Source organism: Pseudomonas sp. FBCC-B1667, from assembly GCF_059133255.1.
The window spans coordinates 2,838,690-2,862,271 of the sequence record NZ_CP101437.1; the positions used below are offsets into that span (position 1 = coordinate 2,838,690).

The following is a 23,582-nucleotide window of genomic DNA, read 5'->3' on the forward strand; positions in this document are numbered from 1 at the left end:
TGTTTCTCCTTTTTTACGCGTTGGCTGAATCGCGCGGTAAAGCCCTGCCAGACGGACGCTGACGCAGGGTTGCCGGTGACCTCTGGGGGGAGGCCGCCGGGTGATGCCGAAACGACAGGGCCAGGGTGCAGAACACCAGGAACTCGGCAGAGCGGTAGTTGGGAATCACGTACGCTACGTAGTTGGTGACGGCGAACAGACCGATGATCACCAGGGCGCTGGCGCGAAATTGTGCAGACTGGTTCGCCGTCACGGCCCGGTACTGTTTGAGCAGCGCTTCAGCAAGCAGCAGCGCCAGTGCGGTCAGCTGAATGATGCCGCCATTGAGCAGCGTCTCCATATAGCCGCTGTGGGCGTTGCCGATGTACCCCCAACGCTTGATGAACGCGGCGGCATCGGGGCTCGACCAGAAGGCGCCGAAGCCGTAGCCCTTGAGGTATTGATCGTCGACAAACGGCTCGAGCAGCTCCCAGATCATCGTGCGGTCGGTGAGTGACGGGTCACGTCCGGCCATTTCCAGCAACACCGCAAAGTTGCTGTAGAGGAACAGGCACACCAGCAGGTAGAGGAGGGTGCAGCCGAGGAACAACAGCTGCGATCGGTTCATGCGTAAACGGATCAGTGTCAGGAAATACCAGTAGCTGATGGTGCCGGCGATGATCAACACCACCCCGGTCGCTGATTGGGCGAGCAGGATCGCAATCAACGAGAAGAACGAGCAGAACAGCGCCCATCGGTTGCGCTGGCGAATCATCGGCAGCAGCAACAGGATTGCGATGGCGTTGATTCGTGCGCCGGCATTCTTCTCCGTGAAAATTCCCTTGAACGCGCCTTCGCGAATGCCGCCGGAAACAAACGCAAGGCTGGGCATCACCAATGCCAGGATCAAGCCGATCAACGCCGCCGCGCCAATGGCACAGCCGAGCATGAAAGTGATTTTTTCGAGGCTGTAGTTGTAGGCTATGAAGCCGGCGAAAAACACCACGCTCATCATCGCGACAAAGCGTTTGAAGCTGAGCATCGGGTCGGTGGACCAGCCGATCGAGGCGATCACACTGAGCAGGAACAGCAGAAGAAAGAAGTTGCCGCGGTAGAAACTTTTACTGAGGAACACCTTGTTGCGGATGAAGAAAAACAACGGCACCAGCAACGTGATCAAGCCGCAGACCTGGTTGGTTACGTTGCCTTCGAGGTCTTTGTCGATGTCGTCGAAACTCGAGGCGCCGCCCAAGCCGAGGGCAAACGAAATCACCTGGATGTAAAACAGCACGCCGAACAAGGTGAAGCCATCACGCAGGGTGGAATAGCGGATCTCCAGTCTGTTCATGTCGAGGGGCTCCCGAGCAGGGCGGTGAGGTAGGTTTTCACCGCGCTGGCGTTCATGAACCGGGCCGCTGCATCGAGGCGGGCCTGGCGGTGTACATCGCGTGGGGTGGCGAGTTGCAGGGCAATGGCCTGCGACAGCGCAATCGGGTCGTCGACTGCCACGAGGGGGGCAACGACGCCATTGATCAGGATGTCTTGCGGGCCATGGGGACAACGGGTCGAGACCACCCGCGTGCCGGTGGACAATGCTTCGACCAGCGCGTTGGGGCTGCCTTCGAAGCGCGACGACAAGACGAAGCAATCGGCCGCCGCCACTTCCGCCATCGGGTCATGGGTGTAACCCGGCAGGTCGACGCGGTCCGCAACGCCCAATTTACGCGCCTGGGCCAGCAACCGATCGCGCAGCACGCCTTCGCCAAAAATGATCAGGCGTGCGTTGCAATTGGGGAGTGCGGCGAACGCGGTGATCAAGGTGTCGAAGCCTTTTTGCGGCGCCAGGCGACCCACGGCGACGATCACCGGGCTGGACGCTTCCAGCAGCCAGGGATGGCTGGGGGGGCGCGGCGGCTTGTCACGAAAGTCGTTGTCGAGTACCGGATTGTCGGCGATGGTCACGTCCTGGCGACGCGCAATAGTCGTGTCGATCAAGTCCTGGGCGACGCCGCGTGACACGCAAATCACCGGGTTGGGAATCAGTCGATAGAGCAGCGGCGCCACCCGGTAAGCGATCCGAACCATGAGGTCGGGATTGACGTGCTTGTCGTGGGAAAACGCATTGCGCTCGCTGACGTGCAGCCGGGCCAGCGTCCCGGACAGCGCGGCGGCGACGATGGCCACCACGTTGACGTGTGTCAGCGCTGCCAGTTGTGCGTCGAAGCGGTTTTGCCACAGAAAACGCGCCAGCGCCGGCACCGCCCTTGAACTGCGCGGGCTGCCCAGTTCAACCTTTTTTACTCGGGGATCGAGGTTTGCCACGTTGATGCCGCCCCCCGTGAGCATCAGCAGGGTCACGTCGTTTCCCGCGTCCACCAGTGCACCGGCCAGGCGCGTCATCATTTTCTCCGCCCCGCCTGCGCTGAGGTCGTGGAGGATAATCAGCAGCTTTTTCATTGGTTCCATACCTGGTAATACGCCTGCGCGGCGTCCTGGCTGGTGTACTGGCGGATCGCGTCGCAGATCATGTCCTCGTTGATCGCCACCTGACCCTGCAAGAACAGGCTTTGCAGCATGCCTTCGGCCAGCGCTGGCACGTTGTTGACCTCGACCAGTTGACCGAGCCGGCCGTGGTCCAGCAGTTCCCGGGGCCCGGTCTCGCAGTCGCATGCCAGCACCGGCGTACCCAGCGCCAGGGCTTCGATCAGCACGGTCGGCATGCCTTCATTCACCGAACTCAGAATGAATAGCCGGGCGTTCTTCAGCAGGGGATAGGGGTTGCTCAGGAACCCGATGAAATGCACCCGGTGCGCGATGCCCAGACGGTTTGCCTGAATGATCAGGGCTTCGCGCAAGGGACCGTCGCCGGCGATCACCAGGTCCGGCACCGCTTCGCTTTGCAGGGCCATGGCGTAGGCGTCGAGCAGCAGGTTAAAGCCCTTGGGCTCGACCAAGCGGCCCAGGCCCAGCCAGTAATGGCGGGGGACTTCCGTAGGCAACGGCCCCTTGGCGGCGTGCAGGAGCTGGTCGGTGATGACCGCGTTAGGGCAATAACGGATGCGCTGCCGACCCCACGGCATCATCTCGACCAACGACTGGCGCAGCGCGGTGGACACCGCTACGACCTTTCCGCTGCCACACAGGTACAGCGCGTAGAGCAGGCGCAGGCTGGCGGGGCCGGTTTTCTGTTCCGTGCAATCGAATGATGCGTGGCGGCTATAGATGACCTTGCAAGCGCTGCCAAGGGTGGCGAACCACGTGCACAGGTTGGCCTGTTCCTTGGCGGAAATCAGGTGAGTGACACCCTCGCGGCGAATCAGTCGGCGCAACTGGACGATGGATTTGAGCATTCCCCACATACCGCTGCCACCGCCGCCGTTAAGGCTTTGCACCCCTTCAGCGTCTGGCGTGTCGCCGTTGATGACAAAGAAGCTCACATGTTGGCCGTCCTTGAGAAACTGCTCGGACAAGCGCTGCTGAACGCGCTCGACGCCACCGCCCGATGTGAAATCCTTGAGGATGAACAGAATGTGCATGCTCATTCCCCGACACTGATGGTGACTTCGTGCCGAACGACCATCGCCAGCAGCTGCAAGAAATTGCTCGGGTAGTCGATGAAGTAGCGCTTGATGGTGTGCGGCTCACGGTACATGCGATAGAACGCCCGCAGGTGCAAGCGATTGATCACCGCCGGGTAGTACTGACGCGTGGCCATGGCCTCCTGGCGAATGAACCCGCCACACGTAAAGGCAACGCCGCGAAACCCTGAGCGCTGGGCGTCCTGTACGAACTGTTCCTGCAATCCGGCGCCGAGGCCGACGATCAGGATATTTGCTTGGCTGCCACAGATTTCGGCCTGAATGCCCTCGGCTTGAGCTGCATCGAAATAGCCGTTGTGATAACCGGCGATGATCAGCCGCGGATAGCGCGCCATGATCTTGCTGATGAATAGCGCCAGTTCGTCCTGCCGGGCACCGACGAAGTACACCCGTTTGCCCTGTTGCTCGGCACTGGCGAGCACCGGGTGAGCGATGGACGTGAAATCAAAACTGACCCGGCCGACAGTGCGCCCGGTGACCCGCGACATGAACGCCGACATCAGCATGCCGTCGCAAAAGTAGGTGATGCTACCTGGGGTTTGTCTGATCAGGCTGCCGATGGACGCGAAATTAATGAAGGAATACGCCTGGCTGGCGTCGAGCAACGTCGGTGAGTAACGCCTGACGATTTTCAGCGTGATCATGGCCGACCCTCCTCAAGTTGCGGCATGGGTCGGCCGACCCACGGACACATAGGTGAAGCCACGCTTGCTCAGACGCTGCGGGTCGAACAGGTTGCGTCCGTCGAAAATCAGCGGTTGCTTGAGCTGCTGGGTGATCAGGTCGAAGTCCGGCGCGCGGAACGCTTGCCACTCGGTGACGATGATCAAGGCGTCGGCATTTTTCAGCGCCGCTTCCTTGGTGCCCGCCAGGGTCAGGTCATCGCGTGAGCTGTAAATGCGCTGGGTTTCTTCCATGGCTTTCGGGTCGTAGGCCTGGACGCTTGCGCCGGCGTGCCACAAGGCTTCCATCAAGACCCGGCTGGGGGCTTCGCGCATGTCGTCGGTGTTGGGTTTGAAGCTCAAGCCCCACAGAGCAAAGGTCTTGCCGCGCAGGGCGCCGTCGAAGTGATTGAAAATCTTGCTGAACAGGGTGGCTTTCTGTTCGTTGTTGCGCGACTCCACGGCCTTGAGCACCCGCGCATCGATGTCGACGCTGGTGGCGGCGTGAATCAGTGCCTTCACGTCCTTGGGGAAACACGAGCCGCCGTAGCCCAGACCGGGGTAGATAAATTGATAACCAATGCGCGGGTCGGAGCCGATGCCGTGGCGGACCATTTCAATGTCGGCGCCGAGCTTTTCGGCAATGTTGGCCATTTCGTTCATGAAACTGATTTTGGTCGCGAGCATGCAGTTGGCCGCGTACTTGGTCAGTTCGGCGCTGCGGATGTCCATGACGATGATTTTTTCGCGGTTGCGATTGAACGGTTCGTACAGCTCGCGCATGACCTCTTCGGCGTGCGCGCTGTCGGTGCCGATGACGATCCGGTCCGGACGCATGCAGTCGTCCACCGCACAGCCTTCCTTGAGAAATTCCGGATTGGAGACCACGTCGAAGGTCAGATGGCCGCGATCGTTGTCGGCCAGCACCTGCTCGATGCGTGCGCGGACCAAGTCGCCCGTGCCGACGGGGACGGTGGATTTGTCGACGATGATCTGATGCCGGTCGATGTTCTGCGCGATGGTTTGCGCCACGCTCAGCACGTACTGAAGGTCTGCTGAACCGTCTTCGTCAGGCGGCGTCCCGACCGCGATCAACAACACATCGCCATGCTGCACGGCGCTGGCCAGATCGGTGCCGAATTGCAGGCGACCGCTCTGGTAGTTGTCGCGCACCAGGGTTTTCAGACCCGGCTCGTAGATCGGCAAGGTGCCGTCCTTGAGGGCCTCGACCTTGGCGGCGTCGACGTCCACGCACATCACGTTATGGCCGACTTCTGCCAGCGCGGCGCCCTGGACCAGGCCCACATAACCAATACCGAATACGCTCACATTCATGATCAAACCTCGGGGAGTCGAAGCAGGGCGTCAGTAGATGTTTTTCGAGAACAACGTGAAGGGCGTCTTGATCAGAATCTTGATGTCCAGCCACAGCGACCATTGGTTGATGTAGTTGAGGTCCTGGGCGACGCGCAGCTGCATCTTTTCCACGGTCTCGGTCTCGCCGCGATGCCCAGTGACCTGCGCCAGCCCGGTAATGCCCGGCTTGAGGCGGTGACGGGCCATGTAGGCGCGGACTTTGCCGGTGTAGTAAATGTTGTGAGTGACGGCATGCGGGCGCGGGCCGACGAGGGCCATTTGGCCGAACAGCACGTTAAACAGCTGCGGCAGTTCGTCGATGGAACTGCGGCGCAGGAAGCGTCCGAGCGGCGTAACACGATCGTCTTCGCGGGTGGCCTGGCGCACTTCGCGGTCGTCGTGGACGCGCATCGAACGAAACTTCCAGACCTTGATCACTTCGCCGTTGCAGCCGTGGCGGTTTTGCTTGAACAGCACCGGTCCAGGTGAGCTCAACTTGACGGCAGCCGCGACCACCAACAGCAATGGGCTGAGCACAATCAGGGCCGTGGCCGCCAGGCTGCGCTCGAAAAGGTCCTTGCAAAACAGGCTGGCGGGGTGCGAGCTGATCAGGCTTTCATTCAGGTAGATCGCCGGCATCCGCTCGATTTCCGAGATCGAGTGGTTAAGCAACACCATGCTGCCGAAATCCGGGATCCAGACCACGTCAACGTTCATGTCCAGCAGGTCGATGTACAGCGCTTCGATGGTCGCGGCATGCGCCATCGTCAGCACGATGTAAACGCGCCGCACGGCCAGGCGGGTGATGATCTCGCGAATCCCCTCGACCCGACCCAGCAGCGGCAGAATGCTCGGCGCCGGACCGCTGTCGTCAGCGGCGGCGATGAACCCCAGGACCAACGCACGGTTCGGTTGCGAGAGTTTCTTCGCCAGTTCATGGGCGGTCGGGCAGGTGCCGATGATCACCGAGCGACGTTCCTTGCAGACCATGCGCGAGTGCAATCGGGCGAAGTAATGCAGGGGCAGGAAACTCAGCGCCTGGACCAGAAAACCCAGCACCGCCCAGACCATGATCACCTGACGCGAATACGTCGCACTGGTCTGGGTGATGAAGGCAATGGCCGCCAGCACGGCCAGCAGGATCAGCCAGCCGGCGAGCAAACGACCGAGCCCGACCAACAGGCCATGACGCTTGTGGTAGACCTGCATCACGCTGTAGATCGGCACCGAGCCGAGGACGGTCAAAATAATCAGGATCCGGTAATCGCTGGTCAGGCTGCCGACGCGCCACAGGACGAGCAGCATCAGCAGCGCGATGGTCAGCGTCATCGCACAGACCCACTGGCCCCAGAACGTCAGGCCTCGGCGGTGAGTCAGGTGAGCGGTATAGAGCGGAGTCATGGGCTTGACCTCAAGGCAGAAGTAATGCACCAGCACTAAACGGGCGGACACGGCGTGGCTCCCGCAGGCTTTTTCCGTAGCTCGGCAGAGGTGAAGCAGTTGTTTTTGTTTTGGCAGAGGTGAAGCAGCTTTTTGTTATGGCGGATAACTGCGGTGTGGCACTTACCTGTGGCGAGGGGGCGTCCGTGGCTGGGGGGCTCATGTGGCGAGGGGGCTTGCCCCCGTTGGGCTGCGCAGCGGCCCTGAAAAACCAGTCACCGCTGCCGCTCAGATAAAACTGCGCTGAATGGTTTTACGACGACTTCGCCGCCGAACGGGGGCAAGCCCCCTCGCCACAGAAGCCTCCTAGCTACAGACCCCATCACCACACATTATCGGGGCGCGAAGTCGTAGTTATAGAACGTGCGGGAGTGGTTGTAACCGTACTTGCGCGCCTTGCGCAGGTCGACCTGGTTGAGCACGGTACCGAACACCGGTACGTGGCTTTGTTGCAACATCGCGATGCCTCTTTGCACCTGGCTGATCGGCGTGCTGTCGGCCTTGACCACGTAAATCACGGCGTCCGAATGCTGCGCCAGCAGCAACGCATCGCTGATCATCTCCGCCGGCGGCGAGTCGATGATGATGTGGCGATAACGCGACTTCAGTGCTTCGAGCATCCGCGCCATGCGTGGCGAGCTGAGCAAGTCCTGGGGCGGAGGCTGACGTGCCGGGTTGAGCGCGTCGGCGGGGGACGGCAGGCGCGGTGCGGTGAACAGGTCCACCGAGGGCTGCAGCATTTTTCCGGCCGGCAGCAAGTCCAGGTTGCCTACCGAGACAATGCAATCTTCAAGGCGTGCCGTGCCCGCAATGACATTCGCCAGACCCGGGGAGTCCGGCGGGAAGTCGAAGTTCAGCGAAAGGGTCGGCTGGCGCATGTCGGCATCGATCAGCAGCACCCGCTCAAGGGAGGTAAGCGAGCTGGCGAGGTTATTGGCAATGGTGCTTTTGCCTTCACCGGCAACCGTTGAAGTCACCAGCACCACCTGCGAAGGCATTTCGCTGCTTTGCAACATCAACCAGGTGCGCAGGTTGCGAATGGTCTCGGAAAAACGCGGGTGGTCGTTGTCCTCGAACAACCGCGCCAATTGCCGGCGGTTTTTCTTCATCACCAACGGGACAACGCTGAGCAGTGGAATATTAAGCGTGCTTTCGATGGTCTCGTCGGTCTTGAAGGTGTTGCTCAGGCTGTCGAACAGCAGGGCGAGTGCAACGCCAATCACGGCGGCCAGCAACCCGACGATGCCCACGATCAACGTTTTACGTGGCTTGCTGGCTTCCATCGGCACAATCGCCGGGTCGACGATGCGCACTTTGGTCGAGTCCATGTCGGCGGTGGCTGCGGTTTCCTTCAAGCGAGTGACGAAGGTTTCGTACAGCGCACGGGTGCTGTCGACCTCACGCTGGAACTCGCGCAGTTGGAACTCCTTGCGCGCGATGTCCTGGATCTGCGCCTTGTTGCTGTTGAACGATTGGCGGATCGAGGCTTCGCTGGCCGAGGCGAGCTGGTATTGCCGCTCGATCCCGGCGACCACTTGCTGCACCTGCAATTGCAGGGCGGTGGTGGCGGCGCGCAATTCGGACTGCGCGGAAATCAGGCTCGGGTGTTTCGGCCCATAACGCCCCGACAGCTCATCAACCTTGGCCTGGGCTTTGGCCCGGTCCGCCTGGAATTGCTGGACCAACGGGTTGCTCAAGACCGCGGGCACACTGGAAAGCCGACTCAAATCACCGGTACTCAGGGCCTTGGCCTGACGGTATTCGCTCTCGGCTTCAGCGCGGGTGCGGCGGGCGTCGACCATGCGGCTGCCGGTAGCCTCCAGTTCGTTGGCGCTGATGGTGGAAACGCCGCCGACATCGACCAGCCCTTGCTCTTCGCGGTAGCCCTGAAGCTTTTTCTCGGCCACGCGCAGGTTGTTGCGCAGTTCGACCAGTCGCGTGTTCATCCACGCTGTGGTGGACTGCGAAGATTTTTCGCTGGTGTCGATCTGGCTATCGGTAAAGCCCTGGGCCAGTGCGTTGGCCGCTGCGGCGGCGAGATCAGGGTCCGGCAGTTCGACCTCGATGTTCAACAGCTGGCTTTTGCCGACAAACTTGACCGTGGTGTGCAGCATCAGGTTTTGCGTGACCTGATTGAACACGTCTTGCTCGGTGGGCGCGTCCTTCATCGGCATCAACATGCCCAGTCCCGGGATCCACTGGTCAAGGTTAAGGTCCGCCAACCATTTGCGCGGCGTGAACCACGGCGCCGGTTGCTGGCGCGGGTCAGTGATCGGGTTGGTGGTGAGGCCAAGCTTTTTCACTGCACGTTCGGCCAAGTCGCGAGACTCCAGCAGGGCCTGCTGGGTCTGCAAGTAGTCGGTGGCGTTGCTGCCTGAATCCTTCACTTGCTGGAAGGACATCAGCGGCGGCGTCTTATCGTTGAACAGCAGCGTGGTGCTGCCGACGTATTGCGGGGTGATCAGCGAAACCGCCACCACCGCCAGCGCAACACTGAGCACGACCAGCCAGCCGATTTTCCATTTCGCACGCCAGATCACCCTCCACAGTTTGAGCAGATCAATGGTGTCCCTGTCTTCGCTGTGCTGTTGATACAGGTGCGTTTGCAGCGGACGTTCGACGTAGTTGCTAGGGCTGTTGTCCATGATTAGAAAAAGCCTTGTGCAATGGAAATGGTGTCGCCGGGGGCAATCGTGGTGCTGCGCGTCACTTCATCGGTGAGGGTCTGGCCGCTGTCGCCGCGCACAATCGTCACGCGTTTGATCGAGGCTCGTTCGGTCAGGCCACCGCCCAAGGCAATGGCTTTTTCAAGGGTCAGGCCGGGCACGAAGGGGTAACTGCCGGGCTTGGTGACTTCGCCGTTGATGTAGAACGCGCGGTACTCGATCTGGCTCAGGCTGACTTTCGGATCAGTCAGGTAGCCCTGTTTAAGCCCGTCGACAATGATCTTTTCAACCTGGTTAGGGGTGAGGCCCCTGGCGGAAATTTCGCCCAGGAACGGGTAAGAAAACGTTCCGGCGTCGTTGAGGCGGACCCTTTTTATGCTCAGTTCCGGCTCGCCGAACACGGTGATGCGCAAGACATCGCCGGCGGCCAGTTTGTACTGAGTGCCGGAGTCCGCTGCGTACGTATTGGGGACAAATACCAATGCGACCAACAAGCCAAGAGTGTGTGAGTTCATGGCCAACCCTCCTAAAGGCTTACGTTGAAGCTGATCGAAAAGATGTTGCGGGTGTAGCTTTCGTTTTCGGCATCCGAGTTGTCATCCCGGTAGCGGTAGCCGAGTTCTATATCCAGCCAGCGACGCATGGCGTACACCATGGCCAGGTTGTAGTCCTGCACCTTGTCCGTGCGGCTCTCGCCTTCGTAGACATAAGTACCGTAACCGGCCTGGGCGATGGAGGTGATGCGTTCGGTCCAGCCATGGCGCCAACCGACCTGGGTGAAGGTCGATTTCACCGCGTCAGCGCCATCGTCGCCTTCGGCGAGGGCCTGGCGGGCGACGAAGGTAAAGGTCGAGTAAGTGCGCGGCTTGAATTGCAGATCCACTTGCCAGGTGGGGTTGTCGAGGTCTTTGGATTGGCTGCTGTCGAAGTTTTTCTTTTCGTAACCAATGCGGACTTTGCCCGAGGTGCGGGCGGTGAAGTCCCAGGTTGCACCGCCCAGGAGTGCGTCGGATTTACTGCTGCGCGGGCTGTTGGCTTGCAGGTAATCGAAGTTGGTATGGTCGTATTCCAGCAGGCCACGGGTATTGCTGCCGATGCGGTGATACCAGGTGGTGGTCACGCCCGTTGTATTACGCTCTTTGTCCTCGTTGACGCCGTCGGCATTGGTGTAGCGAAGTTCTGCGTAGTTGGCGCCGACATCAATCTGGTTATCCGCGCTCTTGGCGCCGTAGGTGTACAGGCCGCCGACGCGTTTGTTGTTGAGTTTGTCATTCTCGTACGGGACCGCTGTCGATTCCGTGCGCTCCCATTTGCGGTATTCGGCTTCAAGTTTCAGGCGGTGCCGGTCGGTGAATTCCATGATGCTGTCCGCTCGCACCCGTTGTGCCGTATAGGAGGCATCCGGCTCGTCGTGGTAAGTGTTCTGAGAGGGTTGCCAAATCAGGCGGGTCGCACTGTTGCGGTCTTCAGCCTTGAGCTCGAAGGAGGGCGCTAACCGGGTGATCATGGAAGATTGTGTGTTGTTCTCCAGTTCGCGAAAGTTATCGTCGTAACTTTCTGAGAACAACAAAGTTGGTGTGAAGTTGAATCCATAAACATCAATGTTCTGAGGGTTAATACTCCAGGCCATCCCTGGATAAAGAGAGGCCATCAGCAGTGCAACAGGGCAGTGTGACGTTAAGGCCATATCAGAGCTCCTGAGGAAAAGCATATAAGGCAAGATTATTAGTTATTAAGTTGTATTGGCGTACTCTGGCGTCCGAGATCACTGAGCGGAACGCAAATGGTTTGATCGCGGTTAAGGAACTGTAGCAGGATCATCACGCGTTCAGCCCCCTGCGAGGACACGAAGATGCCTTCCAGTGTCGACAGTGGCCCTCGAATGATTTGTAAGCGTTCGCCGGGTTTCAGATCGTGGTCGACGTTGACGCGCGCACCCGCCGATTCAAAACAGCGCGCGCGCAAATGTTCGATGACGTGCTCTGCCACCGTCGCAGGACCATGATTGAATTCGACAATACGACTGACACCGCGGGTGGAGCGTAGGGGCGCCCAATTGTCGTTACGGCTGAGGTGGACAAACAGATACCCAGGGAACAGTGATTCCAGGACCCGATGGCGTTTGCCGCGTATCACGCGTTCAGTCACCAGCTGGGGGTGGAAAATCACATAGTTCTGCTGAAGCAGGTTGAGGTGGGCACGTTCATCCTGACGTGGTTTGCATTGCAGAAGGTACCAATTAGACCGCTCGGAGCTAGGTGCTGACATGCTGGTAAACTCTGAGAATGAGAAGTTTAGGCAGGCAGTGGCTCAATAGGAGGCCTATGAAATGTTATTGAGCAGATACGTTCTTCTTATAGAATTAGGGTGTTGTGTATCAATAATGAATCACTCAGCGCTTCACGAAAGGGCATAAGCCAATAACGTGACGCTATACCGTGCACTGTGCAGAGGCATGAATCAACTTTGCTTTGGGCAAAGCTACCGCACGGTCTGTACAAAAACCCACATAAACATAGTTCGGTAGTTGGCTAAGGATCAGTGGCTCAACAGAGAGTCTGCACTTGCGTAACTGTTCCAATAGACCGGTGTAGTTATCGACCACTCTAAGCGAGCTGTCAAACGTTACTCGTCAAAAAGCACGCCATTTATCCATTAGTACTTTTGCTGCTGCTCAAACAATTGTTTTTAAAGGGGATTTTTAATTCGTCGGATCGATTAAACTTTTGACGCTGGTTATAGTCACTCCGTTGAGAATTATCCCCAATCATGGGGGTTGTTAATTAGTCCGCTTCGAATCTGGACCCGATGCAATAGCAACGCTATAACTAAGCCCTTCTTGTCTCTCGGGAGCAAGGCGCTATGACCGTTCTCGTAACTGGCGTCGCAGGTTTCATCGGCTATCACACGGTCAAACGGTTGTGCCTGCAAGGTCTTGAAGTGATAGGCATCGATAACCTCAATGACTATTACAGCGTGGAACTCAAACAGGCCCGGCTCAAACAACTGAGCGTGCTGCAGGGCTTCCGTTTTCAGAAAATGGACATTGTCGACAAACCTGCACTCATGGCGTTGTTCAAGGAACATCGCTTCACCGAAGTGGTGCATCTGGCAGCGCAAGCGGGTGTTCGCTACTCGCTGGACAACCCGGACGCCTATGCGCAATCCAACCTGGTGGGTTTCCTGAATGTGCTGGAAGCCTGTCGACACTGTCCGCCCGCGCACCTGATCTACGCGTCGAGCAGTTCAGTGTACGGTGCCAACAACAAGCTGCCGTTCAGCGTGGATGACCCGGTGGATCATCCGGTTTCGCTGTACGCCGCAAGCAAGCGCGCCAATGAATTGCTCGCCGACAGCTACTGCCATCTGTACGGCCTGAAGGCCAGCGGCCTGCGCTTTTTCACCGTGTACGGGCCGTGGGGGCGCCCGGACATGGCGCTGTTCAAGTTCACCGAAGCGATCCTCAAGGGCCAGCCCATCGAGGTGTTCAACCATGGTCAGATGGCGCGCGACTTCACCTACGTCGACGACATCGTCGAAGGCATCGCCCGCTTGCGAACCAAGCCGCCAGTGGCGTACCACGAGAGTGGAGGCGTCAACCGGCTCTTCAACATCGGCCGTGGCCGGCCGGTCGCATTGCTGGATTTTATCGAGTGCCTGGAGGCGGCATTGGGGATCAAAGCGCAGCGCCATAACCTGCCGATGCAAGCGGGTGACGTGATCAAGACTTGGGCCGATGTCTCGGCGCTGGCGGACTGGGTCGACTTCCGCCCGCAAGTGACCGTCGAAACCGGCGTGGCGCAGTTTGTCGAGTGGTACCGGGACTTTTATCAGGTGTGAATCACTTCAAACACAGTCCACCGGCGCGAGCGCCCGAGGACGTTGTGTTTCCCCCATCGCGGTGAGGATTTCCCGCTCGATGGTGCGCATGATCGCATCGAGGGGCAGGTCGTTTTCGTCGCGGCCAAACGGCGTGCTCATAATCCGTCACGTATCAATTTGAAGTATTCGGGGCTGTCGGAAATGGAGTTATGGCCGGTGCCCGGGATTGCCTTCAACGTCGCCACACCGGGGGCGAAATGGGTGTAGAGCTGCTGCGTGCTGGAGCGCGGGATGACCTCGTCGTGGCTGGCGGCGATCAACAGCGTCGGCACCGTGATGTGCGCTGCATATCGCCAGGATTCGAAGCGGTCCTGCAGCAGCCACTTCACCGGGAACCAGCGAAACTGTTGTCTGGCCAGGCTTTCCAGGCTGTTGTAGGGCGTGATCAGGATCAGCCGCGCAGCCGGGCGTTGACTGGCCAGGCGCACGGCGACGCCCGAGCCGAGGCTGCGCCCGATCACGGCCACATTCGGATGGGTGCTGTAGACCTGGTCAAATAAGCTCAGCGCATCACGAGCAATCGCTTCCTCCGATGGCGAGCCGCTGCTGCCGCCGAACCCCCGGTAGTGCATCAAGTACAGCGCCTGCTCGGGGAACGCCTGGGAAAACCCGGACAGATTGCGAGACACATCCTCGGCATTGCCACCGAAATAGATCAAGGCGTTCGGGCCATCGTGCGGCCTGACGGACACCTGTATTTGGGCATCTTCGACGGTCAACGTCAGCAGCGACGCGGGTGTGGTGACCGCGCTGGCTTGCGGGTAGTAGATCAGCGCGCGCTGAAACACGAACAACGCCGCACACAGCGTCAGGTACAACGCGGCAATGACGACAACGAGAAGCGTCAGGTTTCTGAACATTCGACTAACTTTAGGGGGCGACATTGACGGCTCTGGGATCGAGGTCCGCTAACACAGGATCGGTGCCAGAGTTTAGTTCAACGGTAGCGGGGCACCCCGGGTTGGGGCTACACGGGCACAACGATGAGCCACACTGACGGATACACGCGTCGACGATTTCTCACGCTGGCTGCCGGTGCTTCGGCGGTTTTCACCTTCGATCGGGCTTTTGCAACCTCTGCGCCATCGACGGAAACAGGAGGCAAGACCATGCTGACCCGCGCCATTCCCTCCAGCAACGAGCCATTGCCCATCGTCGGGCTGGGCACGTATCGCGGTTTTGATGTCGAGCCTTCCAGCTCCGCCTACAAGCCATTGCCGGAGGTGCTCAGCGCGTTGTTCAAGAAGGGCGGAACCGTCATCGACAGCTCGCCGATGTACGGCCGCGCCGAGCAGACCATCGGTGAGTTGCTGTCGATCCATGAACCGCGCTCGCCGGCGTTTCTCGCTACCAAGGTGTGGACCCGTGGCCGCGAGGAAGGCATTGCACAGATGGAGCAGTCCTTCAGCCTGCTGCAAACCGACCGTATTGACCTGATGCAAATCCACAACCTGCTGGACTGGCAAACCCATTTGCCGACCTTGCGTGAATGGAAGAAGGAAGGACGGATCCGCTACATCGGCATCTCCCATTACACGCCGATGGCCTACGAGGAAGTGGAGGCGGTGCTCAAGGCCGAGCCCCTGGATTTTTTGCAGATCAATTATGCGCTGGACGATCGCGGTGTCGAGCAACGCCTCTTGCCGCTGTGTCGCGAACGCGGGGTTGCGGTGATCTGCAACCGGCCGTTTGGGGGCGGCGGTTTACTTGAACGTTTGAAGGGCAAGCCACTGCCCGGGTGGGCCGCGCAAGTGGGGGTCACCAGTTGGGCGCAACTGGCGTTGAAGTTCTTGCTGTCCCATTCTGCGGTGACCTGCGTGATCCCCGGCACCGGCAATCCGCGTTACATGGCGGACAATGCGGGCGCCGGTTTCGGGCCGATGCTCACGGGCGCGCAGCGCGAGCAATTGATCGACATTGTGCGTTAGGGACGCGGGTGAAACCGTTGCGGGATGTCTTGCTCAAACGGGTAGAACGAGAAGTAAGGCCTGGCTTCGTCGATCACCCGTTGCACAGACGGCCTGTTCATCAGCCGCTCGAAATAGGCGTGTAAGTGGCCGTGTTCATCAGGCATCCGCTCGAGCGTACTGGCATAGAACAGCGCCGGGGCCGCTGAGCAATCGGCCAGGCTGAACTCCGCGCTGGCCAACCATGAGTTGTTCGCCAACTGGCGGTCGAGCATGCCGTACACGGTCTGTAACGTGGCGCGCTGTTGGCTCAGATTGCCGTTCGCGCCGAGGATGCGATCCAGGACAATCTGTTGCAGTGGCGTCTGAAGGTAGTTGTCGCAGATGCGGTCCCACAGGCGGACCTCCAGCGCGGTGTCCCAATTGCCCGGAATCAGCCGGTTTTGCCCGGCAAAATAGTGATCCAGGTATTCAATGATAATCGTCGACTCCGCCACATCGCACTGGCCGGTGTGATCACGAAGGACGGGGAATTTGCCGATCGGCCAGAGTGCCTGCAACTCGGCTTTCTCGGCGGAGTTGCCCAGATCAATGATCCGTTTGTCGACGTCGACCGCGTGCTCATAGAGCGCGATGAGCACTTTGTGGCAGTACGACGAAAGGGGATGGTAATAAAGCGTCAGTGGCATCTTCAGCGCCTCCCGGGAAGTGACCACCAACAGCATAGTCGCCGCCCACGAGGGAAACTGCAGCCTGGGCGCCAACGACGCCCAGGCTGAGTATTTCGCTTAGCGGCGGTCCAGCCAAACGGTCTGGGCATTGCAGAACTCACGCACGCCGAAGTGCGACAATTCGCGGCCAAACCCGCTTTTCTTCACGCCGCCGAAGGTCACGCGGGGGTCGGAAGCGCTGTAGCCATTGATGAACACCCCACCGGTTTCCAGTTCGCCGGCCATCTGTTGGGCGAGCGCGACATTGGCGGTGAAAACGGTGGCAGCCAGGCCGAACTCGCTGTCATTGGCCAGTTCCAGTGCATGGGCGGCGTCGCGTGCGGTGATGATTGAGGCTACCGGGCCAAACAATTCCTGTTTGAACGAGGTCATCTGGTCGGTGACATTGGCGAATACGGTCGGCTCGTAGAAGTTGCCGGGGCCTTGCGCCTTTTTGCCGCCCATCAACAAGGTCGCGCCTTCTTCCAGGGTGTCGCGCACTTGTTGATCCAGTTCGTCACGCAGATCAAACCGCGCCATCGGGCCGAGGTAAGTGTCGGCGCCCAGCGGGTCACCGACCACCAGTTTGCCCGTGGCTTCGACAAATTTACGCGTGAACTCCTCGACAATGCCTTGCTCGACGATCAAGCGCTTGGCCGCCGCGCAGACTTGCCCGGTGTTCTGGTAGCGGCCAATGACGGCGGCTTTGACGGCTTCATCGAGGTCAGCATCGTTGAGCACGATAAACGGATCGGAACCGCCCAGTTCCAGCACGCATTTCTTCAATGCCGCACCGGCCTGAGCGCCGATGGCCATGCCGGCGCGCACGCTGCCGGTGAGGGTCACTGCGGCGATGCGCGGATCGGCAATGGCTGTGGAGACGCCGTCCGGCGTAACGTTCAGCACTTCGAACACCCCTTCAGGGAAATCGGCGTTCTTGAAGGCTTCCAGCAGCAGGTAGGCGCTGCCCATCACGTTGGGGGCGTGTTTGAGCACGTAGGTGTTGCCAGCGATCAACGCGGGAACGGCGCCGCGCAGCACTTGCCAGATCGGGAAGTTCCACGGCATTACCGCCAGAATCGGTCCGAGCGGCCGGTATTCAATGCGCGCCTTGCCGCCTTCAACCAGCGTCGATTCGGCGTTGAGCATGGCCGGGCCGTGCTCGGCGTACCACTCGCAGAGTTGCGCGCACTTTTCGATTTCGCCACGGGCCTGGGTGATTGGCTTGCCCATCTCCAGAGTGATCATGGTGGCCATGTTGTCAGCACTGTTGCGCAGTGCCTGAGCCAGGGCGATCAACAATTGCGAGCGTTGCTCGACAGCTGTTTTGCGCCAGATACGGAAGCCGCCCGCGGCCCGCGACAGGGCGGCTTGCAGGGCTGACTCGGACTCAAAAGGGTAGTGGCCGATCTGTTCGCCGGTGGTCGGGTTGATCGAAATAGCGTGGGTGAGGCTGGAAACGCTGGTCATGGCACCGTCCTGCTACGTGGGAATGCGCTCAGGTTACGGGGGTGTTTGTTTTCTGGAAACTGAATAATACTGAGCCAATCGTTCACGTTTGGAGAATGACTTGGATCTGGTTCAGCTGGAAATCTTCAAGGCGGTTGCCGAGCACGGCAGCATCAGCGTCGCCGCGCAGCACATCCATCGCGTGCCTTCCAACTTGACCACGCGGATCAAGCAGCTGGAGCTTGATCTGGGCGTGGACTTGTTTATCCGCGAGAAAAGCCGTCTGCGCCTGTCGCCGGCCGGGTGGAGTTTTCTCGACTATGCCCGGCGCATCCTCGACCTCGTGCAGGAAGCCCGCGCCACCGTGGCGGGTGAAGAGCCGCAAGGCTCGTTTCCCCTGGGGTCGCTGGAAAGCACGGCGGCGGTGCGCATTCCCGAGCTGCTGGCGGCCTACAACCAAAAACACGCCAAGGTTGAGTTAGACCTCTCGACCGGCCCTTCGGGGACGATGATCGACGGGGTGTTGTCGGGCCGATTGGCCGCCGCGTTTGTCGACGGGCCGGTGCTGCACCCGGCCCTGGAAGGCGTACCGGCGTTCGAGGAAGAGATGGTGCTGATCGCGCCGCTCCAACATTCGCCGATCCATCGCGCGCAGGATGTAAATGGCGAAAACATCTATGCCTTCCGCTCCAATTGCTCGTACCGGCACCACTTCGAGAGCTGGTTCAGCAAGGACGCGGCAGTGCCGGGCAAGATCTTCGAAATGGAGTCCTATCACGGCATGCTCGCCTGCGTCAGCGCCGGTGCCGGCCTGGCGCTGATGCCGCGCAGCATGCTGGAAAGCATGCCGGGATGCACCACGGTGAGTATCTGGCCGTTGTCGCAATCGTTCCGGTATTTGCGCACTTGGCTGGTGTGGCGGCGGGGGACGGTGTCGCAGAGTTTGACCATGTTTGTGCGGTTGCTGGAGGCGCGTGGGGTGGTGCAAGCACAACCTTGAGCCCACCCCATAACATTGTAGGAGCCTGCTCGCGACCCGAGTCATTGCTTCAGAGGGCGCGTTTCGGCAGTTTCCAGTTCGGCCGAATGAAATGGCAGGTGTAGCCATTGGGCACTTTTTCGAGGTAGTCCTGATGCTCCGGCTCGGCCTGCCAGAACGGACCGGCGGGGGCTATTTCCGTGACGGCCTTGCCAGGCCACAGACCGGACGCATCGACATCGGCCACGGTGTCCTCGGCGATATCGCGCTGTTCTTCGTTGAGATAGAAGATCGCCGAACGGTAGCTGAGCCCCACATCGTTGCCCTGACGATTGGCTGTCGAAGGGTCGTGAATCTGGAAGAAAAACTCGAGGATCTGGCGATAGCTGATCACTGCCGGATTGAATACGATCTCGATGGCTTCCGCATGGGTGCCATGGTTGCGGTAAGTGGCGTTGGGCACATCACCACCCGAGTAACCGACCCGGGTAGACTGCACGCCGGGCATTCGCCTGATCAAATCCTGCATGCCCCAGAAGCAGCCGCCGGCCAGAATGGCAGTTTCGGATTGCGTGGTCATAAAACTCACTCCTCAGTATTCATCGATTTGAACGGATTATTACGCAGCCTCGCGACTATTTTCTGCTTCTTTGTGAATTTATCTGGCGTGAGGCACGGGGAGGAGGGCAATGGTCTGGGCTGCGGAACGAACAACGAAAAAGCCCGCACAAGGCGGGCTTCGGATTTCGAGTAGGTGGCCAGTGCTGGTTTCTGGCTTACAAGGTTTATCAGGACTCTGACAGAACGGTGTTATGTACTTCTGCTTCACACGGCATAAGGGCTGGATCTCAGCGCGGAAATCTTTCTAACCGTGTACCCTTCGGGACGTGCCCCACGTCTCCTTGCTATCCGCTTGCGCATCAGTCTGCGTCTTCACCTACACCTTGAGAATAGCAAAGCATCCGCAGTGTAAAGCGCGCTTTTTAGACCGATTTCTTCCTGTGAAAAAAGCCACAGGACGGAAAAACGCTATCGGCACAACCCACCCCGGAAGGCAGGCTGTTCCAGCGGGCCGGATTACACCAGATTGATCTCGACATCGATGTTGCCACGGGTCGCTTTGGAGTACGGGCAGGTTTGATGAGCGGCGTCCACAACTGCGCGAGCGACGGCTGGCTCCAGGCCCGGAAGGCTGACATTGAGGCGTGCCCGGAGAAAAAATGCATTCTCGGTCTTGCCCAGGTCAATCTCGGTATCCACGGCGACATCGTTCGGCAGGGTCACTTTCAACGCCACCGCCGCCTTACCCATTGCGCCGATGAAGCAGGCTGACCAACCTGCCGCCAGCAACTGTTCCGGATTGGTGCCGCTGCCGGACGAACCGGGCGGGGACAGCTTGATGTCCAGGCGTGCATCCGAACTTTTGGACTGACCGTCGCGGCCGCCGGTGGTGTGGGTTTTGCCGGTGTACAGCACGGTGTCGATTTGATTGATCATGGCAAGTTCCTGCTGAGGGTTTAGGGCTTGTTTGTTTCGGTCGCGGGTTCAGGGAAGTCCTTGCGACGTGGCGCACTTTTGCACCCTCATGTCGTGCGTGTGTGTCTGGAACCGGTCGTTGTGTATCGCTGTGTAAGAACGCCTGCGAGCATACAGATCGATACAAATCTGCCCGACGGAATTGCATCCGACAGGCTTTTGCGCCAGACAATTCCCACAGCGATAATTCGCCGGCTCATACGTCAAGGTCCCGGGTTTTCGTGTGGCTGAAATACAGTGATAGGGTTCGTCAGATCCTTGGCATCGACGAACCCGGACGGGGCGTGTTCACTCAGGCAATCCGGCCCGCCGCAGTCCATCCGCGAACCGTGCGAGATCCTCCGGACGTTGGATGGGCAGCCACTCCTTAAGATTGGAGGCGCGCAAGGACGGATCCAGTGCGTGCAGGTGCTGCATGGCCTGCGTCGCTTTTTCCATGCGACCGCTGAGTGCATAACTGGCCGTCACCAGCGCCGCGGCGGCCAACAGACTGGGCAGGTTACCCAAGGCCTTTTCTGCCCAGTCCGCAGCGAGATCGAAGCGGCCGGCGAAGAAATGCGCGAGCGCCATCCCGACCTGCATCCTGAACATTTCAGGGTCCAGCGGACTCAAGCGCACGGCATGGGTCAAGTCTTTGATGGCGGCTTCTGTTTCACCGCGCACCGCTCGCAGGATACCGCCAAGGAACCAGGCGGGGGCGAGGTTGGGATTGAGCAGGCGCGCCCTGTCAAGGAGCGCAATGCCGCCATCGACATCGCTGGCGAGATGAGCAAGGGCATGTCCGCCGCGCGTCAACGCGACGGCATCGTCGCGCCCGAGTGTCACCGCCAGGCGTGCAAGCCGTGTGCCTTCGGCGATTTCTGCAGGCCGGTCGGTCATCCAGCCGTTGAGCTTGCGCCACAAGTGGCACCAGGCGGCCATGCCATAAGCCGAAGCAAATTCCGGGTCGAGTTCGATGGCCTTGTAGAGCATCGGCAGCGCATCCTCGATGGCTTCACGGCTACCGCTGTGCAATTTTGCCATGGCCCTCAGGTAATAGTCGTAGGCGTCCAGGCTTTCTGTTGGTTTGCGTTTTGCGCGTTCGATTTCTGCCCGTTCCAGTTGCGGCGCAATGGCTCCGACGACGCTTTCGGCGATTTGATCCTGAAGCTCGAAGATGTCGTCGAGCAGGCCTTCAAAACGTTCGGCCCAGATGTGCGTGCCGCTCGTTGCGTCGATGAGTTGTCCGGTGATGCGCACCTTGTTCCCGCATTTGCGCACGCTGCCTTCGAGCACGTAGCGAACGCCCAGCGCCTGGCCGATACCTTTCACGTCCACCGCCTGTCCCTTGTAGGTGAAGCTTGAATTGCGCGCGATGACGAACAACCAGCGGATCCGCGAGAGGGCGACGATGATGTCCTCCACCACGCCATCGGCGAAGTATTCCTGCGCCGGGTCGCCGCTCAGGTTCTGGAAGGGCAAGACGGTAATGGAGGGCTTGTCCGGAAGGGTGAACACCGGTAGCGACGTTTCCTTCGGGTTGAACGGCGCGGGTTCGCCGATACCCGGCTCTCCCAGCTGTCGCGCTGGCTCAATTTCGCCGACGAAGCGGTAGCCTTTGCGGGCAACCGTACGGACCAGGCGCTGCTCTTCGCCGGTATCGCCGATGGCCTTGCGCACCGCATTGATGTGGCTGGTGATCGTCGACTCCGAGACGATTCGGCCGCTCCAAACTGCTTTGAGGAGATCGTCCTTGCTGACAACGCAATCGCGATGGCTGACCAGATATAGCAATAGATCGAAGATCTGCGGTCCAACGGACACGACCTGTCCGCGCAAGGTCAGTTCCCGGCGCTGCTGATCGAGCACGTAGTCTTCAAACGCGAATTGCAAAGTGTGCTTCCCCTGGCAAAGCGCCCTCAACTCCATGTCCAGGCAGCTCGAAATTGTATTTGAAATTGATAATACGGCAGCTCGAAACCCGCTGCACCGTCCGCGGAGGAGGTTGGACAAATAGCGCCATCGTTGGACGTAAATTCAAGACTTCAGAAAGGTAAATCCAAGCCCGACGCAAGGACCTGCCTCGCGCGCGCAGGCAATCTCCCTCTACACCGACGCAATGGTTGCCGTCGACACGTGGAGAAAAGCCATGAAGATCGTTGTTATCGGAGGCTCCGGCCTCATCGGATCGAAACTTGTGAACACACTGCGCGAGCGCGGCCATGACGCAGTCGCCGCCAGCCCCGGCACCGGCGTGAACAGCATCACCCGCGAAGGCCTGGCCGAAGCGATGGATGGAACGGACATCGTTGTCGACGTGGCGAACGCGCCGTCGTGGGAAGATCAGGCCGTGCTTGATTTCTTCGAAACATCGACACGAAACCTGCTGGCCGCCGAAGCGGCTGCCGGCGTTCGTTATCACGTTGCGCTGTCTATCGTTGGCAGCGAACGGCTGCCCGACAGCGGTTATTTTCGGGCCAAGGTTGCGCAGGAAAACCTGATCAAGGCGTCCGGCATTCCCTACACCCTCTTGCGTGCCACGCAGTTCTTCGAGTTTGTCGACGGCATCGTCCAATCGTTCGCTGTCGGAGAGGAGTTTTGTGTTTCGCCGGCGCTGATCCAGCCGATAGCGTCCGACGATGTGGTGGCGGCGCTGGCCGATGTGGTGCTGGCGGCACCGGTTAATGGCACGGTTGAAGTCGGCGGCCCGGAAGCCATGCCGCTCGACGAACTGGCCCGGCGTTTTCTGCGGGCGACTCAGGACAATCGCAAGGTCTCGCCGGACGTGCACGCACGTTACTTCGGTGCCGTGCTCGACGATCAGTCGCTGGTGCCCGGCAAGCACCCACGCCTTGGAGCGATCCGCTTCGAAGACTGGATCGCTCAGTCGGCGGCCCGGTAACGGCGCGCGTCATCACTTCCCAATCCACAAAAGGAGCAATCCCATGGTTACCCGATTCCTGTTAGCCGCTGCCTTCGCAGCGCTCTCGATCAGCGCAGCGTCGGCCGCTGAACCGCCCCCCGGCAAGGTAACGGTCGTGTTCGATCGCCCCATTCCCAATATCCCCGGCAAGAGCATGAAAGGCGTGGTCGTCGAGTACGGGCCGGGCGCCGCGTCGCCGTCCCACACCCATCCGAAAACGGCCTTCATTTATGCAACGGTCCTGGAGGGTTCATTTCGCATCAAGGTCAAAGGCCAGCCGGAAAAGATTTACCACGTCGGTGAAAACTTCGTAGAGGAGCCGGGCTCCGTGCACGAGGTCAGCGCCAACGCCAGCGACACCCAACCTGCACGCCTGTTGGCCGTATTCGTCCTCGACACCGATGAAAAGGTGCTCGTCACACCGATCAAAAAGTGAGCCGATCAATACGCTCAAGAATGCAGGGCAGCCGGGCGGCAAAACGCTGCCGCCCATTGGCTGAGTAGTTCCAGGCATT

Annotated in this window: 21 protein-coding genes and 1 pseudogene; 5 read left to right on the forward strand and 17 right to left on the reverse strand. The window is 59.7% G+C overall.

Features of this window, described 5'->3' with window-relative positions; translation table 11 throughout:
• Positions 1–13 precede the first annotated feature (13 nt).
• The 10 genes from NL116_RS12880 to rfaH form a co-directional block, all read right to left on the reverse strand.
• On the reverse strand, positions 14–1,327 hold the full coding sequence (locus NL116_RS12880) for an O-antigen ligase family protein (RefSeq protein WP_494377483.1): 1,314 nt from the start codon (positions 1,325–1,327) through the stop codon (positions 14–16).
• Positions 1,324–2,436: a glycosyltransferase gene (locus NL116_RS12885; RefSeq protein ID WP_494377484.1), complete on the reverse strand. Its 1,113-nt coding sequence runs from the start codon at positions 2,434–2,436 to the stop codon at positions 1,324–1,326. The genes NL116_RS12880 and NL116_RS12885 overlap by 4 nt, the downstream gene beginning before the upstream one ends.
• Entirely contained in the window at positions 2,433–3,515 is a 1,083-nt protein-coding gene (locus NL116_RS12890) for a glycosyltransferase (RefSeq protein ID WP_494377485.1), read from the reverse strand. Before NL116_RS12890 ends, NL116_RS12885 begins: the two co-directional genes overlap by 4 nt.
• Positions 3,516–3,517: 2 nt before the next feature.
• Complete coding sequence (locus NL116_RS12895; protein WP_494377486.1) at positions 3,518–4,222, reverse strand: WecB/TagA/CpsF family glycosyltransferase; 705 nt, start codon at positions 4,220–4,222, stop codon at positions 3,518–3,520.
• A gap of 12 nt (positions 4,223–4,234) precedes the next feature.
• A complete protein-coding gene (locus tag NL116_RS12900) occupies positions 4,235–5,575 on the reverse strand; it encodes a UDP-glucose dehydrogenase family protein (protein ID WP_494377487.1) in 1,341 nt (446 codons plus the stop codon).
• Positions 5,576–5,605: 30 nt separating this feature from the next.
• Positions 5,606–6,997, reverse strand: a complete 1,392-nt coding sequence (locus tag NL116_RS12905) for an undecaprenyl-phosphate glucose phosphotransferase (RefSeq protein ID WP_494378056.1) — start codon at positions 6,995–6,997, stop codon at positions 5,606–5,608.
• A gap of 371 nt (positions 6,998–7,368) precedes the next feature.
• A complete protein-coding gene (locus tag NL116_RS12910; protein ID WP_494377488.1) occupies positions 7,369–9,681 on the reverse strand; it encodes a GumC family protein in 2,313 nt (770 codons plus the stop codon).
• A gap of 2 nt (positions 9,682–9,683) precedes the next feature.
• The gene (locus NL116_RS12915) at positions 9,684–10,217 is read right to left on the reverse strand and encodes a polysaccharide biosynthesis/export family protein (protein ID WP_494377489.1); all 534 of its coding nucleotides are present in this window, start codon (positions 10,215–10,217) and stop codon (positions 9,684–9,686) included.
• Positions 10,218–10,228: 11 nt separating this feature from the next.
• Entirely contained in the window at positions 10,229–11,389 is a 1,161-nt protein-coding gene (locus NL116_RS12920; protein ID WP_494377490.1) for an outer membrane beta-barrel protein, read from the reverse strand.
• A gap of 38 nt (positions 11,390–11,427) precedes the next feature.
• The gene (rfaH, locus tag NL116_RS12925; RefSeq protein ID WP_494377491.1) at positions 11,428–11,970 is read right to left on the reverse strand and encodes a transcription/translation regulatory transformer protein RfaH; all 543 of its coding nucleotides are present in this window, start codon (positions 11,968–11,970) and stop codon (positions 11,428–11,430) included.
• 594 nt (positions 11,971–12,564) lie between these two features.
• Between rfaH and NL116_RS12930 the strand changes: the two genes are divergently transcribed.
• On the forward strand, positions 12,565–13,542 hold the full coding sequence (locus NL116_RS12930; RefSeq protein ID WP_494377492.1) for an NAD-dependent epimerase: 978 nt from the start codon (positions 12,565–12,567) through the stop codon (positions 13,540–13,542).
• Between the two features lie 6 nt (positions 13,543–13,548).
• Here NL116_RS12930 and NL116_RS12935 read toward each other — a convergent pair.
• Positions 13,549–13,683 (reverse strand): annotated as a pseudogene (locus NL116_RS12935) (bestrophin family protein); the annotation flags it as partial.
• A complete protein-coding gene (locus tag NL116_RS12940) occupies positions 13,680–14,468 on the reverse strand; it encodes an alpha/beta hydrolase (protein WP_494377493.1) in 789 nt (262 codons plus the stop codon). The pseudogene NL116_RS12935 and the gene NL116_RS12940, both read right to left, overlap by 4 nt.
• A gap of 99 nt (positions 14,469–14,567) precedes the next feature.
• On the opposite strand from NL116_RS12940, the gene NL116_RS12945 reads away from it, so the two are divergent.
• Positions 14,568–15,512 carry an aldo/keto reductase gene (locus NL116_RS12945; protein ID WP_494377494.1) on the forward strand — a complete coding sequence of 315 codons (945 nt, stop codon included), beginning with the start codon at positions 14,568–14,570 and terminating at the stop codon, positions 15,510–15,512.
• Here NL116_RS12945 and NL116_RS12950 read toward each other — a convergent pair.
• Positions 15,509–16,180: a glutathione S-transferase family protein gene (locus NL116_RS12950; protein ID WP_494377495.1), complete on the reverse strand. Its 672-nt coding sequence runs from the start codon at positions 16,178–16,180 to the stop codon at positions 15,509–15,511. The two genes, NL116_RS12945 and NL116_RS12950, sit on opposite strands and share 4 nt — an antisense overlap.
• Before the next feature lie 99 nt (positions 16,181–16,279).
• The gene (locus tag NL116_RS12955) at positions 16,280–17,671 is read right to left on the reverse strand and encodes an aldehyde dehydrogenase family protein (protein ID WP_494377496.1); all 1,392 of its coding nucleotides are present in this window, start codon (positions 17,669–17,671) and stop codon (positions 16,280–16,282) included.
• Between the two features lie 100 nt (positions 17,672–17,771).
• Here NL116_RS12955 and ptrR point away from each other — a divergent pair, with 100 nt between their 5' ends.
• A complete protein-coding gene (gene ptrR, locus NL116_RS12960; protein ID WP_494377497.1) occupies positions 17,772–18,650 on the forward strand; it encodes a putrescine utilization regulator PtrR in 879 nt (292 codons plus the stop codon).
• A 49-nt stretch (positions 18,651–18,699) separates the two neighbouring features.
• On the opposite strand, the gene msrA is transcribed toward ptrR, so the two are convergent.
• The 3 genes from msrA to NL116_RS12975 form a co-directional block, all read right to left on the reverse strand.
• A complete protein-coding gene (msrA, locus tag NL116_RS12965; protein WP_494377498.1) occupies positions 18,700–19,209 on the reverse strand; it encodes a peptide-methionine (S)-S-oxide reductase MsrA in 510 nt (169 codons plus the stop codon).
• 497 nt (positions 19,210–19,706) lie between these two features.
• On the reverse strand, positions 19,707–20,126 hold the full coding sequence (locus NL116_RS12970) for an organic hydroperoxide resistance protein (protein WP_494377499.1): 420 nt from the start codon (positions 20,124–20,126) through the stop codon (positions 19,707–19,709).
• A 327-nt stretch (positions 20,127–20,453) separates the two neighbouring features.
• Positions 20,454–22,037: a winged helix-turn-helix domain-containing tetratricopeptide repeat protein gene (locus tag NL116_RS12975; protein ID WP_494377500.1), complete on the reverse strand. Its 1,584-nt coding sequence runs from the start codon at positions 22,035–22,037 to the stop codon at positions 20,454–20,456.
• Between the two features lie 256 nt (positions 22,038–22,293).
• On the opposite strand from NL116_RS12975, the gene NL116_RS12980 reads away from it, so the two are divergent.
• Both NL116_RS12980 and NL116_RS12985 read left to right on the forward strand, forming a co-directional pair.
• The gene (locus NL116_RS12980) at positions 22,294–23,046 is read left to right on the forward strand and encodes an SDR family oxidoreductase (RefSeq protein WP_494377501.1); all 753 of its coding nucleotides are present in this window, start codon (positions 22,294–22,296) and stop codon (positions 23,044–23,046) included.
• 43 nt (positions 23,047–23,089) lie between these two features.
• Positions 23,090–23,503: a cupin domain-containing protein gene (locus tag NL116_RS12985; RefSeq protein ID WP_494377502.1), complete on the forward strand. Its 414-nt coding sequence runs from the start codon at positions 23,090–23,092 to the stop codon at positions 23,501–23,503.
• The last annotated feature ends 79 nt before the right edge of the window (positions 23,504–23,582 follow it).

What these genes read in the sequence shown, in the direction of transcription:
- NL116_RS12880 (WP_494377483.1), bottom strand. Translation starts at nt 1,327, where the DNA reads ATGAACAGACTGGAGATCCGCTATTCCACCCTGCGTGATGGCTTCACC.
- NL116_RS12885 (WP_494377484.1), bottom strand. Translation starts at nt 2,436, where the DNA reads ATGAAAAAGCTGCTGATTATCCTCCACGACCTCAGCGCAGGCGGGGCG.
- NL116_RS12890 (WP_494377485.1), bottom strand. Translation starts at nt 3,515, where the DNA reads ATGCACATTCTGTTCATCCTCAAGGATTTCACATCGGGCGGTGGCGTC.
- NL116_RS12895 (WP_494377486.1), bottom strand. Translation starts at nt 4,222, where the DNA reads ATGATCACGCTGAAAATCGTCAGGCGTTACTCACCGACGTTGCTCGAC.
- NL116_RS12900 (WP_494377487.1), bottom strand. Translation starts at nt 5,575, where the DNA reads ATGAATGTGAGCGTATTCGGTATTGGTTATGTGGGCCTGGTCCAGGGC.
- NL116_RS12905 (WP_494378056.1), bottom strand. Translation starts at nt 6,997, where the DNA reads ATGACTCCGCTCTATACCGCTCACCTGACTCACCGCCGAGGCCTGACG.
- NL116_RS12910 (WP_494377488.1), bottom strand. Translation starts at nt 9,681, where the DNA reads ATGGACAACAGCCCTAGCAACTACGTCGAACGTCCGCTGCAAACGCAC.
- NL116_RS12915 (WP_494377489.1), bottom strand. Translation starts at nt 10,217, where the DNA reads ATGAACTCACACACTCTTGGCTTGTTGGTCGCATTGGTATTTGTCCCC.
- NL116_RS12920 (WP_494377490.1), bottom strand. Translation starts at nt 11,389, where the DNA reads ATGGCCTTAACGTCACACTGCCCTGTTGCACTGCTGATGGCCTCTCTT.
- rfaH (WP_494377491.1), bottom strand. Translation starts at nt 11,970, where the DNA reads ATGTCAGCACCTAGCTCCGAGCGGTCTAATTGGTACCTTCTGCAATGC.
- NL116_RS12930 (WP_494377492.1), top strand. Translation starts at nt 12,565, where the DNA reads ATGACCGTTCTCGTAACTGGCGTCGCAGGTTTCATCGGCTATCACACG.
- NL116_RS12940 (WP_494377493.1), bottom strand. Translation starts at nt 14,468, where the DNA reads ATGTCGCCCCCTAAAGTTAGTCGAATGTTCAGAAACCTGACGCTTCTC.
- NL116_RS12945 (WP_494377494.1), top strand. Translation starts at nt 14,568, where the DNA reads ATGAGCCACACTGACGGATACACGCGTCGACGATTTCTCACGCTGGCT.
- NL116_RS12950 (WP_494377495.1), bottom strand. Translation starts at nt 16,180, where the DNA reads ATGCCACTGACGCTTTATTACCATCCCCTTTCGTCGTACTGCCACAAA.
- NL116_RS12955 (WP_494377496.1), bottom strand. Translation starts at nt 17,671, where the DNA reads ATGACCAGCGTTTCCAGCCTCACCCACGCTATTTCGATCAACCCGACC.
- msrA (WP_494377498.1), bottom strand. Translation starts at nt 19,209, where the DNA reads ATGACCACGCAATCCGAAACTGCCATTCTGGCCGGCGGCTGCTTCTGG.
- NL116_RS12970 (WP_494377499.1), bottom strand. Translation starts at nt 20,126, where the DNA reads ATGATCAATCAAATCGACACCGTGCTGTACACCGGCAAAACCCACACC.
- NL116_RS12980 (WP_494377501.1), top strand. Translation starts at nt 22,294, where the DNA reads ATGAAGATCGTTGTTATCGGAGGCTCCGGCCTCATCGGATCGAAACTT.
- NL116_RS12985 (WP_494377502.1), top strand. Translation starts at nt 23,090, where the DNA reads ATGGTTACCCGATTCCTGTTAGCCGCTGCCTTCGCAGCGCTCTCGATC.